Source organism: Fictibacillus sp. NPDC058756 (genome assembly GCF_042746035.1).
Lineage (GTDB): Bacteria > Bacillota > Bacilli > Bacillales > Fictibacillaceae > Fictibacillus.
Map to the genome: position 1 here is coordinate 123910 of NZ_JBHYPU010000001.1, position 16538 is coordinate 140447.

General features: G+C 39.9%; 14 protein-coding genes, 1 pseudogene and 1 riboswitch. Of the genes and pseudogenes, 8 read left to right on the forward strand and 7 right to left on the reverse strand.

Features of this window, described 5'->3' with window-relative positions; genetic code table 11:
• Positions 1–58: 58 nt before the first annotated feature.
• Positions 59–889, reverse strand: coding sequence for a glycerophosphodiester phosphodiesterase (locus ACFW35_RS00620; RefSeq protein ID WP_379843016.1), 831 nt, complete (start codon positions 887–889; stop codon positions 59–61).
• Between the two features lie 240 nt (positions 890–1129).
• On the opposite strand from ACFW35_RS00620, the gene ACFW35_RS00625 reads away from it, so the two are divergent.
• On the forward strand, positions 1130–2095 hold the full coding sequence (locus ACFW35_RS00625) for an HD domain-containing protein (RefSeq protein WP_379843018.1): 966 nt from the start codon (positions 1130–1132) through the stop codon (positions 2093–2095).
• 14 nt (positions 2096–2109) lie between these two features.
• Here ACFW35_RS00625 and ACFW35_RS00630 read toward each other — a convergent pair whose 3' ends face one another.
• The 5 genes from ACFW35_RS00630 to ACFW35_RS00650 all read right to left on the reverse strand — a co-directional run bounded on the left by ACFW35_RS00630 (position 2110) and on the right by ACFW35_RS00650 (position 8001).
• Positions 2110–2808, reverse strand: a complete 699-nt coding sequence (locus ACFW35_RS00630) for a queuosine precursor transporter (protein WP_379843020.1) — start codon at positions 2806–2808, stop codon at positions 2110–2112.
• A gap of 4 nt (positions 2809–2812) precedes the next feature.
• A riboswitch (PreQ1 riboswitch) is annotated at positions 2813–2857 on the reverse strand.
• 159 nt (positions 2858–3016) lie between these two features.
• Entirely contained in the window at positions 3017–3694 is a 678-nt protein-coding gene (locus tag ACFW35_RS00635; RefSeq protein WP_379843021.1) for a DUF4352 domain-containing protein, read from the reverse strand.
• Positions 3695–3775: 81 nt separating this feature from the next.
• A complete protein-coding gene (locus ACFW35_RS00640) occupies positions 3776–5131 on the reverse strand; it encodes an alkaline phosphatase (protein WP_379843023.1) in 1356 nt (451 codons plus the stop codon).
• A 137-nt stretch (positions 5132–5268) separates the two neighbouring features.
• Complete coding sequence (gene ald, locus ACFW35_RS00645) at positions 5269–6399, reverse strand: alanine dehydrogenase (protein WP_379843025.1); 1131 nt, start codon at positions 6397–6399, stop codon at positions 5269–5271.
• Positions 6400–6768: 369 nt separating this feature from the next.
• Entirely contained in the window at positions 6769–8001 is a 1233-nt protein-coding gene (locus ACFW35_RS00650) for a PucR family transcriptional regulator (RefSeq protein ID WP_379843026.1), read from the reverse strand.
• A gap of 119 nt (positions 8002–8120) precedes the next feature.
• Between ACFW35_RS00650 and ACFW35_RS00655 the strand changes: the two genes are divergently transcribed.
• Together ACFW35_RS00655 and ACFW35_RS00660 are read left to right on the forward strand one after the other, a co-directional pair.
• Positions 8121–9824, forward strand: coding sequence for a M3 family oligoendopeptidase (locus ACFW35_RS00655; protein WP_379843028.1), 1704 nt, complete (start codon positions 8121–8123; stop codon positions 9822–9824).
• A 232-nt stretch (positions 9825–10056) separates the two neighbouring features.
• Entirely contained in the window at positions 10057–10590 is a 534-nt protein-coding gene (locus tag ACFW35_RS00660) for a DUF420 domain-containing protein (RefSeq protein WP_379843029.1), read from the forward strand.
• 56 nt (positions 10591–10646) lie between these two features.
• On the opposite strand, the gene ACFW35_RS00665 is transcribed toward ACFW35_RS00660, so the two are convergent.
• Positions 10647–11270, reverse strand: coding sequence for an NAD(P)-dependent oxidoreductase (locus ACFW35_RS00665; protein ID WP_379843031.1), 624 nt, complete (start codon positions 11268–11270; stop codon positions 10647–10649).
• Positions 11271–11425: 155 nt separating this feature from the next.
• On the opposite strand from ACFW35_RS00665, the gene ACFW35_RS00670 reads away from it, so the two are divergent.
• From ACFW35_RS00670 to ACFW35_RS00690, 5 genes and pseudogenes are all read left to right on the forward strand, one after another.
• Entirely contained in the window at positions 11426–12763 is a 1338-nt protein-coding gene (locus tag ACFW35_RS00670; RefSeq protein ID WP_379843032.1) for an MFS transporter, read from the forward strand.
• A gap of 262 nt (positions 12764–13025) precedes the next feature.
• Complete coding sequence (locus ACFW35_RS00675) at positions 13026–13340, forward strand: hypothetical protein (RefSeq protein ID WP_379843034.1); 315 nt, start codon at positions 13026–13028, stop codon at positions 13338–13340.
• 22 nt (positions 13341–13362) lie between these two features.
• Positions 13363–14271 carry an NAD(P)-dependent oxidoreductase gene (locus ACFW35_RS00680; protein WP_379843036.1) on the forward strand — a complete coding sequence of 303 codons (909 nt, stop codon included), beginning with the start codon at positions 13363–13365 and terminating at the stop codon, positions 14269–14271.
• A 262-nt stretch (positions 14272–14533) separates the two neighbouring features.
• Positions 14534–15404: pseudogene (locus ACFW35_RS00685) on the forward strand (permease).
• Between the two features lie 119 nt (positions 15405–15523).
• A complete protein-coding gene (locus ACFW35_RS00690; protein ID WP_379843037.1) occupies positions 15524–16351 on the forward strand; it encodes a TIGR03943 family putative permease subunit in 828 nt (275 codons plus the stop codon).
• Positions 16352–16538 lie beyond the last annotated feature (187 nt).

A 16538-nucleotide genomic window follows, 5' to 3' on the forward strand; every position in this document is an offset into this window, starting at 1 on the left:
TGTAATGAGCCTTAAACAAAAAAGTGTTGAAGCGCTACTAACGCCTCAACACTTTTCTTTATTCAGCTTTATGTGAAGGAGTATAATCAGGATAATCTGTAATAATACCATCGACACCGGCATCGAGCAGCGGCTGAACTTCTTCTTTTTTACGTACAGTCCAAGCCATGATACCCATATCACGCTCATGAACTTCATTTACAAGAGAGGAGTTAACGAGGGATTTGCTTGGATTCACATACTCTGCATAGGTTGCGAATTCATTCAGCTTCTCTTCGCTTAAATCAGTTGCACGTCCTGTAAGCAAACCAACAGGGACAGTTGGCAAAAGCTCGTCCATTTTTTTCATAGATTCAAATTCAAAGGACTGAACGATAATTTTCTCATTGTTAGGAAGGTGCATGTTGCGTTCTTTTAAGTCATCAGCTACTTTTTGTTCGATTCCAGGATAATAATAAGTAGCTTTTAATTCAATAAGAATACCTGTCTTACCTCGAAATTCATCAAGTACTTCCTCAAATGTAGGAACTTTTTCTCCAGCAAATTCTGGTGCAAAATAACTTCCTGCATCCAGCTGGCGAATTTCTTCGAGCGTATGATCTTTTACATATCCAGTGCCATTTGTTGTACGATCAAGTGTTACATCATGGATGACAACAAGTTCCCCATCTTTTGTTTGCTGTACATCAATCTCGATATAATCAGCTTTCATATCAACACCTTTTTGAAAAGCAGCCATCGTATTCTCGGGCGCATATCCTGCTGCACCACGGTGAGCAACTGTTTCTACTTGATCTGATGCTTCATAAGCAAATGTTGCAGTAGTGAATAATGAACTGATAATTCCCATCGAAAGAAGTGAAGCTACTGTCAGTTTCTTTACGTTCATCTTTCCATCCCCTTTGCACTGGTTGTGTGTGTATCCTGCCTGCCTCATGCAAACAGGCAGGACTCACAAGACTTATGCTAACAAAGGTATTTTGGAAAAGAATGGTCAGATATTCCCTACAATTCTAAAGAAAAAGAGGCCTTATAGAGCAGAAATCTTAATAAAACCGGCTCATGTAAAGAGGGGGTGAATGACGTTTCATTTATGTTAAGATGACAAAGATAGAAGGGGGCTAAAATAATGCTTATTAAAGATGAAATTTACGGTGAGTACGAAGTTGAATCTGTACTTCAAGATCTATTGCAGTCAAAGCCTATTCAGCGTTTAAAGGGCATTCATCAAGGTGGAGCTTCTTATTTAGTAAACCCAAAATGGAATGTAACCCGATATGAACATTCAATAGGCGTTATGCTTCTCATTCGCAGGCTGGGCGGGTCTATTGAAGAACAAATTGCTGGACTGCTGCATGATGTATCACATACAGCGTTTTCTCATGTAATCGATTTTGTTTTAGAGAACGAAGCTGAAGATTTTCATGAAGAAATCTTTGAAGAGATACTTTTGCAGTCTGAGGTACCGCAGATCTTGAAAAAATATGACTATTCCATAGATATGATATTTAAGGGAGAATTTCCGCTTCTAGAACAGCCGCTTCCTCTTCTTTGCGCTGATCGAATTGATTATACGCTCAGAGACTTATATAGATACAACTACATAACAAAGGATGAAGTAGAAGTTTTTTTGCCTAGTCTTTGTGTGAACGACAGCTTGATCTGCATAAAAGGTATTCACCATGCTGAATGGTTTGTTCAGGCATATTACAAAGAAGTTCAGGACTTTTTTATGAATCCTCTCAATGTATATGGCTATGATAAATTGATTAAGTTATTGAAGGAGGCTTTGCGGGATAAAGTGATCACTAAAGATGATTTCCTCCTTACAGATGAAGAAGTGTTAGATAAAATCAGGCAATCTGGGGAATATGAATTGAATAGACGATATGAGGAAATCATTAAGCCTGTAAATCTAGAAGAAAATGAAAATGAGTATGAAATTCATTTAAAAGGAAAACCTCGCTTGATAGATCCAACGGTGATTGACAATCATAGTATTGCAGCAGCATCCGAAATCTCTTCTGCAGTAAAAGAGATGAATGAAAGAGCGAAAGAAAGAGCCCTAAAAGGTAGTTATATAAAAGTGATATAGAAAAAACCAGGCGATTAAATGCCTGGTTTTTGTGCTTCTTCTGGGTGTTTGAAGCCCCTTGCTATATAAATAAATGGTGTAGATGCTGCTGATACAACAAACTTAATCATATACGTTGTGAAGAAGATTTGAAGCCATACGTCCCAAGAAAAGACGCCAGCAAATGCAATCATACAAAAGATAAACGTGTCGATCAGCTGACTCACCATCGTACTGCCGTTGTTACGAATCCAAAGCTGGTCTGGACGAGAGAACTTCTCTCTTAATTTAGCGAATAGCTTTACATCAAGGTATTGGCTGACTAGGTAGGCTGTCAAGCTTCCAAGCGCTATACGCGGCATTAAGCCGAAAAGAGCTTCAAGGTGCGGCTGGGCAAAATCACTTTCATGCGGTTCAAATACAAGAACCAGCTGCATGATGATTGTCGTCATAACAAGTGTGAAAAATCCAAACCAAACAGCTTTTTTAGCTTCTTTTTCACCGTATTTTTCGTTTAGCAAATCCGTTGCTAAATAGATCGTGCCGTAAATAACGTTTCCGAGTGTCATAACAAGTCCGAACATCTCGATCGTTTTCACGACTTGCAAGTTAGCTAAGATGGTTGCGGCAGCAATCCAAGCAAATAAACCTGCTTTTCCAAACCACTTATAGCACAGTAAGAAAAGCACAAAATTCACAAGTGCAAAACCTACACCAAAATAAAAATTAAACATATAATTCCTCCTAGTTTTGTTAACGCGGGAGTTTTCGAACCGCGAAAATACATAAATTACAACAGTTTCCCATTATAAGTCAGTTTATGTTAATAATCAATTACTAGAAGTTCCTGCGGGAGTTTTTAAATAGAGAATAGCAGTTCCGAAAATTCGACAAAAATTTCCCGGAAAATAAAAAAACACCCCAAAAAGGGATGTTTTTTATTTAATCAAAGTTCACCTCAAAAGAAAGGGGATCTGAGATTTTCTTTTTCTCATTGTTAATGACTTCACTTGACTTAATAGTTATAGTTTTAATACTCTCCGGATCTGTATCCTCTAATATAAAACCTAAACTTCCGACTTTTACTTCACCTGGCTTGATTTCGCCATTTAGTTTTTCTAAATAAAAATCTTCTTTCCAAGTTACTTTTTTTCCTTGGTCGGTCTTGATCTCGGAGACCGGAGCAAAGTGGACGGGTTTGTTTCCATTATTTTTGATTCGGACATTTACTCTCACATACGGAAACTCTTTCTGCTCATGTGTGTAACTGTGAAAAAAATCAATCAAGTCTACAGAAGGCTTATATTGCAAAACTTTTACCTCTGAAAGGGTAAGAGAGATTAAATCAGCTTTTTGTTCCTCATCTAATTTCTTATACTTCTTTAATGTGACAATCCCATCTGCATCTTCTACAGTTTTGTTTACTTCCGTAAGTTTTGTATCATCAGGAGCTTGAGAACTGTCTGTGAATGTCATTTTATCTGAATTTTTGTCAGTTTGTTCTTGTCCAGATTCTTCTTGCTGTGTTTTTTCTTCTTTATTCTTTTCTGTATTATCGGTAGAACAACCTGTAATAAGTGCAGCTGTTAACCCTAGTATCATCCATCCTTTAAAAGGCACGGAAAACACCTCCTAATAGATAAGCATCCCGCAATAATGAACGGGATGCTTTTTAAATAGAGTACCCAATTAAAATTGAGTTTATTTTTGGATAGCAGATTTGCTCTTTTTAAGAATAGCAAAGATTTCTTTAGCTGTATCCGTATTGTCGATCTTACCAGTAAAGTTCTCCATGCCAGGACCATAAGCGTAAACTGTTACGTCTTCGCCAGTGTGTCCATCAGTCGTCCAGCCTGTACCTGTACGAATGTCAAAGATTTTTTCAATAGCGTTATCGATTTCTAATACATCGCCGCTCTTTTCTTTAGCGTCTTTTACAGATTGAACTTCTTCTGGTGTAAGCTCAAGATCAATATATTTCTTTAGTGTTTCTTCAACTGGTGCACCTTCTGCAATTTCTTTTGCGATAAAGTCAGGTGTTTTCTTAGCAGCTTTAATCGCTGAAGGATCCCACTTGTATTCACCGTCACGGCCCATTGCCATACCGCCTGTTGAGTGGTCAGCTGTAGCGATAACTAATGTGTGCTTGTCCTTTTTAGCAAATTCAATTGCAGACTGGTAAGCTTGTTCAAAATCTTCCATGTCGCTCATAGCTGCAACTACATCATTATCGTGTCCAGCCCAGTCGATTTGACTTCCTTCAACCATTAAGAAGAAACCTTTATCATTCTTGTTTAAACGATCTAGTGCAGAATTTGTCATTTCTTTAAGTGAAGGCTGTTCTGCAGGACGGTCAATCTTTTTATCCAAGCCTTTAGGAGCGAAAAGACCAAGAATTTGTTTGTTATTATCATTGAGCATTTCTTCTTTAGAAGTTACATAAGAATAGCCATCTTTTTCAAATTCTTTTGTAACGTCACGGTCTTTACGAACAAAATAGCTCGTCCCGCCACCTAATAACACATCGACTTTATGCTTGCCGTCAATCATATCATCATAGTAATCATTTGCAATTTCATTATAATTCTCACGCGATTCATCATGAGAACCGAAAGCAGCAGGAGTAGCGTGGTTAATCTGAGAAGTAGCAACTAATCCAGTTGACTTACCATCTTCCTTTGCTTGCTCTAAAACAGTTTTAACGTCTTGTTTTTCCATATCTACTGCAATGGCACCATTATAAGTCTTGATACCTGCTGACATTGATGTTGCTGCAGCTGCTGAGTCCGTTATACTCTCTTTTTCATCTGAAGAGTATGTTGACTGCATTCCGACCAAATGCTTATCAAACGCTGTGTCTTCCATCATTGGTGTTTTTGGGTCATCTTTAAGTGCGCGGTATCCTGTTGTGTAAGTTGGACCCATACCATCACCGATTAAAAAGATAACGTTGCGTATTTCGTTTTCGTTTTCTGCAGAAGCATTATTGAAAGCTAAGCCGCTTACGGCTAGCGTAGATGCAAGTGCAGCGGTTAGAGCCTTTTTAGAAAATTGCATATAAGAACCTCCTGAAATGATTTGATCACTCAAGGAAATTATATTTGGATAATATTAAGAAAAGGTTAGTCAATTGTTAAGGTTTCATTAAATGTCAAAAACCTCCCAAAATAGATGGGAGGTTTGGATATTAATTATTATACAGTTTGAACTGCTTTTTCTAATGCTGCTTCAGGTGCAACATAATCGTAGCCAAGGTCAGCTGCAACTGCTTCATACGTTACAAAACCGCCAGCTGTATTTAGACCAGCTTTTAGTGATGGGTTATCAGCGATTGCTTTTTGTGCACCTTTGTTAGCGATTTGAAGTGCATAAGGTACTGTTACGTTTGTAAGTGCGATCGTAGAAGTACGAGGCACTGCACCAGGCATATTCGCTACTGCATAGTGAACAACACCGTGCTTGTCGTATGTTGGGTTGTCGTGTGTTGTGATGCGGTCAACGGTTTCAAAGATACCGCCTTGGTCGATTGCTACGTCAACAACAACAGATCCTGGAGTCATGGCTTTGATCATTTCTTCTGTTACAAGCTTAGGTGCTTTTGCTCCTGGGATAAGTACAGCACCAATTACAAGATCAGATTCAGCTACTGCTTGTGCGATATTCAATGGGTTAGACATTAATGTTTGAATGCTGTTTCCGAAAATATCATCCAATTGGCGAAGACGGTCTGGGCTAAGGTCGATGATTGTAACATCTGCTCCAAGTCCGATCGCTACTTTGGCTGCGTTTGTACCTACAACACCGCCTCCGATGATTGTAACTTTACCGCGGCGAACTCCAGGAACGCCTGCAAGAAGAATACCTTTTCCGCCTTTTGGCTTCTCAAGGAATTGTGCACCGATTTGTGCAGACATACGTCCTGCAACTTCACTCATTGGTGTTAATAATGGAAGAGTGCGGTTAAATTCAACTGTTTCATAAGCGATTGCTGTTACGCCGCTTTCAGTTAGAGCTTTTGCCAATGCTGGCTCAGCTGCTAAGTGAAGGTAAGTAAACAGAATAAGATCTGAGCGGAAGTATTTGTATTCAGAAGCTAGAGGTTCTTTAACCTTCATTACCATTTCTGCTGCCCATACATCTTTAACATCTTCTAAGATTTGCGCGCCTGCTGCTGCATAATCTTCGTTTGTAAATCCGCTTCCTTCACCTGCATTGTTTTCTACCAATACTGTGTGGCCGGCAGCCGTTAGTGTCATAACACCTGATGGCGTGATCGCAACGCGGTTTTCGTTGTTTTTAATTTCTGCTGGAACTCCAATAATCATTTGTGAATCCTCCTATATAAGTGAACTCGTTGAGTGCGTTTTCAATTGTGGTTTCAGTATAAAAGGAGGGAGTTGGCTTTTCATTGTTAAGAAACTAGAAAAACAAAAAAAGCATTTGTGATAATTCACAAATGTTTTTTAAAAAGATAGCCTTTTCGTAAATTTTGCTAGTGATTTGGTAGAATTGATTTCCGTTCCAGGATGCTCGCTTTCCTAGGGGCGTGCGGTGAGCCTCCTGCCGCTTTGCGCCTTTAGGCAGTCTCACCTGTCCCGCTTGATCCCTTAGGAGTCTCGCACCTTCCACTCCAATCAATTAGTCAACGATGAGTCTTTAAGAACTAATCAAAAGCAACTATCTTTAAAGGCCTTTCAGAACAACCTGTTTATCTTAAAATCAAGGTAAACCATGATTTTCTGATGAGGGCTTTTTAAATTCATATTCGTAATTTCGCTAATTCTTTTTAATCGGTAAAGCAGTGTATTCATATGGATATGAAGCACTTCTGAGGATTTATTTAAGTTCTCATCCATTGTCAGATAGGTCTCTAATGTGTGATAAAGCTCTGTTTTGTGAAGCCGGTCATATTCCTGAAGTGTTTTAAGCATTTCATTCTGATAGCCTTGTCTTTGTTGTTTTTCATAAATCGTATCTAAAAATTGGTAAATGCCAAGTTCGTGATAACCGGTTAAAGAAAGTGTCTCCCCGCCGAGTTTTTCTTGTACAGCTAAAACGCTGGATGCTTCTTTATAGCTTTTCTCTACTTGTGAGAACGATGTAACTAGACTTCCGTAGGCTGCTTTTATTTCCGAGACAGAAAAACGCTCTTTCATATGAGTGAAAAATGACTCGACGAACGATTTTGCCAGATCCAGCGGCTGTTCTTTCCCGACCGGGGAAGCGAGCAGCAGCATTTGGTTCGAATCTGCTGCAGATAAAAGAACATTGATCTTTTGATTAACAGCAGCCAGGTATAAAATATCTTTTTCTAAGGCAGGTGTGATCTCTTCCTCCAGCTGTAAAATAAAAACGACAGCAGGGAGAACAGGCAATATATTAAGCTCATGCAGTTTTTCCAGAATGTGTTCCTCTTGAGGAAGGTTGCCCGTTAGCATCTTCCAAAAAAGCTCCTGGCGGTTTTCTTCCTTCTTTTTTGTTCCGATCTGCATTTGAAGAAGCTGGCTTTTAGCGGATACAGCAGCTAACTTTAAGAGATGCATGTCATCGGTGGTTAACTTTTTCTCAACTTCAAGAACCCAAATATACCCGAGGACCTCGCTGTTTTTCCTGATGGATACAGCAACTCGGTCTCCGAGCCCGACTTTTTGAATGGAACTTACCCGAACGGGATCATCACTTTCCTGCAATCTCGGTATCACTCCGTCTTTCCAGAGGCTGTTCACGACTTTTTCAGGAACACGCCGTCCGATGATTGTTGCGACTCGTGCAGGGTCTGTGCCGTCTTCATGCGTACTGTATGCAAGAAGACGATGGTTCTGATCTTCAATAGTAACAGGGCATGACAAGACATCACTGATTTTATCAGCTAAATTTTCGAGACTCCCGAATGTGCCTTTAAAAGGATCTGTTTGAAACTCTTTCATCTGTTCTCCCGCCTTAAACTCTTCTGCCTTTATTCTACCGAAAAAGTAAGGGATATTACAGGAGAAAGGGGGCGGTTTGTAGAAATTGGTATAATGCAAAATTTATAGGGGGCATCGACATGAAATTTAGTGAATTTACATATGAAAGACCAAATGTGGAAGAACTGAAAAAAGCTTTTGAAGATGCAGTACAGGTTTTTAGTGATGCATCATCAGCAGATGAACAGAACGAAGCGATGAAAAAAGTTGTTTCACTGCGCAACAGCTTTGAATCAAAAGCGAGACTAGCGAAGATTCGTCATACGATTAACACGGAGGATACTTATTATAAGGAAGAACAGGCATTCATGGATGAAAACCTTCCTGTTTATCAAGGGATGGTAACAGCATTCCATGAGGCGCTTGTGCAGTCTCCTTTTAAAGACGAGTTAGAAAAGAAGTGGGGAAGCCAGCTGTTCCGTTTGGCTGAATTAAAAGTCAAAACATATTCCGATGATGTTCTCGAAGATTTAAAACTAGAAAATAAATTAAGCTCTGAATATGTGAAAGTAATGGCTTCAGCGAAAATTGAGTTTGAAGGAAAAGAGCTGACACTTGCTCAGCTATCACCGTACAGCCAGTCTTCCGATCGAAAAACAAGAAAAGCAGCCAGTTTGGCTGGGAATGCATTCTTGAAGTCGAACGAAGAAAAATTCGATTCAATTTATGACGAACTCGTAAAGTTACGCACAAGGATCGCACATAAACTTGGCTATAAGAATTTCACAGAGCTTGCCTACGATCGTATGGGAAGAACGGATTATAATGCGGCAGATGTAAAAGTGTTCCGTGAACAAGTGAAAGACATTATTGTTCCGCTCTGCACGAAATTAAGAGCGAAGCAGCAAAAGCGTATTGGATTAAACGAACTAAAGTTTTATGATGAGCCCTTTAGCTTCACAACTGGTAACCCTAAGCCACAAGGCGACGCGGGTTGGATTGTTGATAAAGCAAAGCTTGTGTTTGCTGGGCTCGCTCAAGAAACGGGTGCTTTTTTCAACTATATGGCTGAAGATGAGTTAATGGATCTTGAAAGCAAAGCAGGTAAAGCTCCAGGCGGTTATTGTACATATCTTCAGGATTATCAAGCTCCGTTTATCTTTACGAATTTTAACGGATCAGATAACGATGTGCGCGTGCTGCTGCATGAGATCGGCCATGCGTTTCAGATGTACACGAGCCGCGGATACGAAGTGCCTGAATATCAATTCCCGACATTGGAAGCTTGTGAAATCCACTCAATGAGCATGGAGTTTTTAACATATCCATGGATTGGAGAACTGTTCGGTAAAGACACGGAAAAGTATCTATACTCCCATTTAACAGGGGCAGTAGAATTCATTCCATACGGTGTGGCAGTGGATGAGTTCCAGCACTTTGTGTATGACCAACCAGACGCGACGCCGGCAGAGCGCCGAGCGAAATGGAGAGAGCTCGAGAAAACATACTTGCCTCACCGTGATTATGATGGATTGGAGTATTTGGAAAACGGCGGATTCTGGCATAGACAGGGCCACATTTTCCGTTCGCCATTCTATTATATCGACTACACACTGGCGCAAATTTGTGCACTTCAGTTCTGGAAGCGTTCGGTTGAGAACCGTGAAAGTGCTTGGGAAGACTATTTCGCTCTTTGTCAAAAAGGAGGAAGCCTTCCGTTCACGAAGCTTGTTGAAGAGGCAGGATTGATCTCGCCATTTGAAAAAGGCTGCGTATCGTCAGTGGTAGGAGAAGTAGAGAAGTTCCTTGCGACAATTGATGAGGAGCAGTTTGCGAAAGCTTAAATAAGTGTTGGGGATGAGGGGAAACCGGCTGTGTGCCGGTTTTTTCTTTTTAAAGGTAAGTTTCGTAACCAAACCTGTACATTATTTGAAGAAATATTGACACTTGCATCGGGCATGCTGTTTTCAGCGGTTATTAAGTTTGGAATTAGAGTACAGAATGGTAAAATAAAGTTGGAAACGCGTAGAAAAGGTATGAGAAACTACATTTTGTTTTGAAAAGGAGTAATACACTATGGCTGAAACAAAACAGCGTAATTATACACCGCTTATTATCGGATTATCGATTGCGATCAACGTACTGGTTGCGGTGCTTTTCTTCTTGCCCGAGTATGAAGGGGAGATCGTGTTTGATGTTACTTTGCTGCCGCGATTGAATGCAATCTTTAACAGCTTTACATTCGTTTTTTTATTGGCTGCTCTTTATTTCATTAAGCAGAAGAACATAACGCTTCATAAACGGTTCATTTTTGCAGCGTTTACGAGTACGACTTTCTTTTTGCTTTCTTATGTGACGTATCACTATTTAACAGAATCGACATCTTATGGCGGAGAGGGTCCGCTTAAATATATTTATTTCTTTATCTTGATCACACACATTTTGCTTGCGATCGTCATTGTGCCGCTTGCTTTGATTACTGTAACACGCGGGTTGAACATGCAAGTGGAGAAACACCGTAAGATCGCTCGCTGGACGATGCCGTTATGGCTGTATGTAAGTTTAACAGGTGTACTCGTCTACTTGATGATAGCGCCTTATTATGCATAAAAAAGAAGGCTTTTGCTGAGAGTTTTTCAGCAAAAGTTTTTTTATATCGCTTTGTCTTAGTAAGCGATACCGACGCGGGATTTAACGAAACACGGCTCTTTAATTAGTGAAAAAGTGAAATGTGCGGTGTCTCCTGTACTGATTTTGCTGCCGTCTAAAGGCAAGAAATCTTTTTCCACCCGATATCCACCCGTAGCGTCTCCATCTGGTAGGTAAGTGGGACAAACAATTGTCCAGTCCAGACCGCTTTCTTTTAAAAGAGTATACGCTTGGTGATGATCTTCAGCAGCTCTTGTTAGTTTTCGCTTTGATTCAGAAGATTGATAACGCAGCAAATCAGGTTCAGTGCGGCTTTGTAATATTCCAGCCGTACCGACCGATATGATACGCGATATGCCTTCTTTTTTCATTGCCTCAATAATCAGCGGCATGCTTTCAGAAAGACCGTTTCCTCCGTCAGTGGATAAAGCGCTAACTACCATATCGCTACCCGATATGGCTTTTTCTATCTGCTCTTTATTTAAGACATTTCCATGTGTATACGTTATTTTTTCTAATATTGTTGAAGGGACTTTCTCTGGGTTTCGAAGGAGGGCGTGCACCATCATTCCTTCTTGAATGGATAGTTCGGCAACCTTTTGACCGACTCTTCCCGAAGCTCCTAACAAAAATAATTTCATGAGAGTACCTCCTATGGTAACTACCTTTATCATATCATTTAAGCTTTCTTGAAAAAATCTAACAAAGTGTAAATTTTACTAAGCAAATTAAAAGATTTTTAATTTCTTCTCATGCTAAGATAGGGAATATTGTTTAGATGAGAGAGGTGAACACAATGGCTGCAGAAGAAGCACGTTTCGGCACAATTCAGGAAAATCGGATTATTCCTTTATGGAGTTTAACGGTGTGGCTGGTTGTCATGAATACAACCATGTTTAATGTTGCTCTTCCGAGTGTCATTTCACAGTTTGATTTAAGTCCGACAGCCGGGTCCTGGATTGTTTCAGGCTATTCCATTGTGTTTGCCTTATCGACGATAACCTTCAGCAGGTTGTCTGATTTTATACCGATTGGCAGGTTATTGATGACGGGGCTAGTGATATTAGGAATCGCATCGATCATCGGCTATTTTGCTAACAGCTTTGCTTTTGTACTGGTCAGCCGCATGGTGCAGGCGATGGGAGCAGGAGCGGTTCCTGGACTCGGAATGGTGCTTGCGACAAGGTATATTCCGATCTCAAGACGGGGACGTGCAATGTCTTTTATTTCGTCAGCTGCATCTCTTGGCTTTGGGCTCGGGCCAGTTATTGGCGGAGGCATTACACAGCTTTTTGGATGGAACTTCTTATTTATCGTAACAGGGCTGGTCTTGCTGCTGCTGCCTGTTTTTAAAATATATCTGCCTTTAGAACAGAGAAGGGCCGGTTCGTTCGATTTTGTCGGAGCCCTGTTAACGGGTGGAGGAGTTACAACTCTTTTACTCTATCTTTCCTCGTTCGCTTTTTGGCAGCTTGGATTGAGTGTTTTGTTCTTTGTAGTTCTTGTTTTTTATTCAAAGAAAAAAGATGAACCTTTTATACGGATTAATCTGTTTAAAAACAATAGATATGTATCTCTATTGCTTGTTGGGCTCATAGCGTTCATAACTCATTTTGCTTTCTTATTTGTTATGCCTGTAATGCTTTCTAATCTGTTTCAAAAAGAACCGGCTGTTATAGGTTTCGTAATTTTTCCAGGTGCCATGCTTTCCGCGTTTGCTGCAATATATGTCGGGCGCTGGATCGATCGGTTCGGAAATCTTCCTGTGATGCGCGCGGGTCTTCTGTCGCTGCTGATATCGGCTGTGCTTTTCTCTCTCCTTGGAACGAAAGCGTTCTATATGACAGCTATCTTTTATATGTTTACGAGCATAGGGTTTTCCAGTCTCACTTCTAGTCTGGCAAACGAGAATTCTAGAATTTTAAGTAAAGACGAAGTAGGTTCTGGCATGGGGATGCTCCAGCTTGTACAATTCTTCGGGGGTGCACTTGGTGTGGCGATTGCGGGGCTCTTAATTGAAGGACAAAGAGCTTTTCCATTAGAAGATGTATACCGCAATGTGTTTATTTTCTATACGGTTCTCGTGTGTATAGCGATCCTAATCTATCATTTCAAAATAAAGAAAAAAGTGTGAGTCAGTGCGGTGAATAACCAAACGGCTTACACTTTTTTTATGCGAGATTTTAAAATGGCAGTCTGGCAATGTATGAAATAAAGTTAATAGCCTAGGACAAATCCTTAAAAACAATCTGGGGAATAAATTGTTGGGGGTCAGACCCCCTTTATTAAAAAGTTGTAGAACTTTGTCAGAAAATGCCGATAAGTAAACTGGAAAGATAAATAGGCTAATCATTAAGTATCCATATAAATGATTGTGAAAGGACGAGGGAAGATTCGTGGAAAGAAATAAAGAACTGATCGATTCATTAATTAAGTTTCAGAAACTATTAAACACGCACCCAGATACTGTTGATTCCATTCCGGTTTTCACAAACTACATACGCTCTTTTTTACGCATCAAACCAATGGGCAGAACACTGCCTACTATTGAAATTATGACTTTATTAAAGAAAGAAAAGCCCCAAATGTTTTATTTATTGAAAAGGCATTCGAAAGACGATATCATGACGATGTTAACGTATTTAAATATGGATTATGATCAAGCACAACTTAAGATCGAACGAATTTTACAAGGTGAAGTCATCGCATAAAGAGCGATGATTTTTTCATTTCATGTACTTTCGTTATAATGTAGAAAAAGGAGTGAGAGAATTGAAGACAATCGGATTTATTGGAACAGGCGTTATGGGAAAAAGCATGGCAGGCCACTTGATGAAAGCGGGGCATCCTGTTCATGTTTATACACGAACGAAAGAAAAAGCGAATGACCTCCTTGATAATGGTGCTAAATGGGCAGATACACCAAAGGATATTGCACAAAATTGTGACGTGATCATCACGATGGTGGGATATCCTCAGGACGTCGAGGAAGTATATTTAGGTACTGACGGTCTTATCGAACACGCTAAAGAAGGTTCTTATTTAATTGATATGACGACTTCAAGTCCTCAGCTCGCTCAAAAAATTGAAAAAGCTGCTGCTGAAAAACATCTTGCAGCCTTGGATGCACCCGTTTCAGGCGGTGATATCGGAGCAAGGGATGCTAAATTATCCATCATGGTCGGCGGGGGCGAATCAGCATTTAAGGAGCTTCTGCCAATCTTCTCTAAAATGGGAACCAACGTTGTTTATCAAGGAAAAGCAGGCTCTGGACAGCATACTAAAATGTGTAATCAGATAGCTATCGCATCTGGAATGATCGGTGTTTGTGAAGCTATTTTATATGCTGAAAAAGCAGGATTGAATCCTGAAACTGTATTGAAGAGCATTGAATCAGGAGCAGCGGGAAGCTGGAATTTAAGCAACCTTGGTCCAAGAATGTTAAAAGGTGATTTTGCACCTGGATTTTATGTAAAACATTTTATTAAGGATATGACGATTGCTTTGAATTCAGCTGAAGAAATGGGATTAATGACGCCAGGCTTATCCTTAGCTAAAAAGCTTTATGAGGAATTAGCGGAAATGGGAGAAGAAGATAGCGGAACACATGCATTGTATAAGAGATTAGCAAACCAGGGTTAAAAAGCCCTGGTTTTATTTTTGCACTTTACAAAACGTAATAACTACGATTTAATATAGATGGTTAAATTTAAAATTTACTAGATTACATAAATGGCTCAAAATCAAAAGAAGGGAGATTAAATCGATGAGAGATATTGCAACTAGAGATTCTGTAAGAAAAGAGATGATCGGTCTTTTATTGTTAGCCATATTTATAATTTCTTTTCTATTTATGAAAGAGATTAAGAATGATTCAGTGTTTGAAAATCTCCCTAATTCAATCATGCACCTTAATACAGTATTTTTAAGTATTTTAATTGAGGCAGTGCCCTTTATTTTATTGGGAGTTTTCATTTCTGCTCTTATCCAGACCTTTATTACAGAGAACCACATCAGAAAATTAATACCCAAAAATCCTTTTGCAGGTATTGGGGCAGTGATGTTTTTAGGTGTAATCTTTCCAGTTTGTGAATGTGCCATTATCCCAGTGGTTAGGCGCTTAATTAAAAAAGGTATGCCGCTTCATCTAGGTGTTGTTTTTCTTTTGACAGTGCCAATCGTTAATCCTGTGGTTATTCTGTCGACATTATATGCATTCCGGACAAATATGACGGTTGTATATGGCCGTGTTGGACTTGCCTTGGCTGTTGCAGTTGTAATTGGTATCATCATTTATTTCCTTTTTCGCAACCAAAACCAGCTGAAATCTGAAGTGCTTCAGGCGGGTCATGACCATACGCATGGATTAACCCAAAGCCGCTGGAAGCAGACTTTGTATCATGCTTCAGACGAATTTTTTGATACAGGAAAATTTCTGATCATGGGTGCTTTTTTAGCAAGTATGTTCCAAGTCTTTCTGGATCGAAAAGATTTGCTCGCGCTTGGGAAGCAATGAATGGATGTCTACAGGACTGATGATGGGACTCGCATTTTTGTTATCGATCTGTTCAGAAGCGGATGCCTTTATCGCTGCTTCATTCGGAAGTACGTTTACAGTTGGATCAATCATCGCTTTCTTAGTGTACGGGCCAATGCTGGATGTGAAAAACATGTTTATGATGTTTGCTTATTTTAAAACACGATTCGTATTTGTGCTGATGGGATTAATTACATTCATGGTGTTTGCCGCAACAATGTTGTTTCAGTATTTTTAGAATGGGAGAGAAGCTGATATGAAAAAGAATGACCAAGACTTTCATATTTACTTGAGAGGCATTATTTTGATTGGCTTCATGCTGCTTCAGGAAAGCTTACTTATTATGTAGCTCCCAAAATGCATATCTTCGTTTATTTTGCTGTTGCGATATTTGGAATCTTAGGAGTAATGCAGTTTTTCAGAAGGTCACAGCATCATCATGATGATGGATGCGGGTGCGGCGTGGACCATACGCCAAAGGGTGCGCCAATTAAACACTTCATAATCTATATGTTATTCGTGATTCCCTTGTTAACAGGATTTATGATGCCTGAGAAAGCGATGGACAGCTCTATTGCTGAGAAAAGGGGAATTCGTTACGGTACAGGACTATATGCGAAACCTGCTCAAAAGACTGAGGATGGGAAAGTCGTTGCATCTGAGGAAATCGATGTCGAAGCATATCTGGAGGATCCAGAAGGCTATTTAAAAGAAATGGAAGAGAACGTGAAGAAAGAGAACCCTATCGAAACGTATGATGTAACCGAGTACTATGAGAAATTTGGGAAAGAGTTATTAAAAGAAGATAAAATCACCGTGACATCAGAACATTATTTAGATGCAATGAGTGTCTTTAATATCTATCTTGATCAATTTAAAGGAAAAGAAATTGAAACGACTGGATTTGTCTATAGAGAAGAGGGCATGGAGGAAGACCAGGCCGTTATTGCCCGCTTTTCTATGAACTGCTGCAGTGCGGATGCGGTCGTATACGGAACAATTGTTGAAGGAGGTCCGGTATCAAAGCTAAAAACGGATACTTGGTACACGGTAACAGGCGTTATCGATGAAACAGAATTTAATCACATCCGGCTGCCTCTTGTAAAAATAAGCTCTTTAAAGAAGATTGAACCTCTTAAAGATCCTTATGTATATCCAAGTGCAGAAAGTTTTGCGACAGAATAAAATAAAAAAAGCGGGGAACGTTCCTCCGCTTTTTCTTTTTGGTCTTTTCAAAAAGATTGTTGCTAGACACTTCTTTGACAAGTTAATTGGAGCGAAAGGACGAGACTCCGGCAGGATAAGCGGGACAGGTGAGACCACTCAATGTCGCGAGGCGACGAGGGGGCTCACCGCACACCCTGCGGAAAGC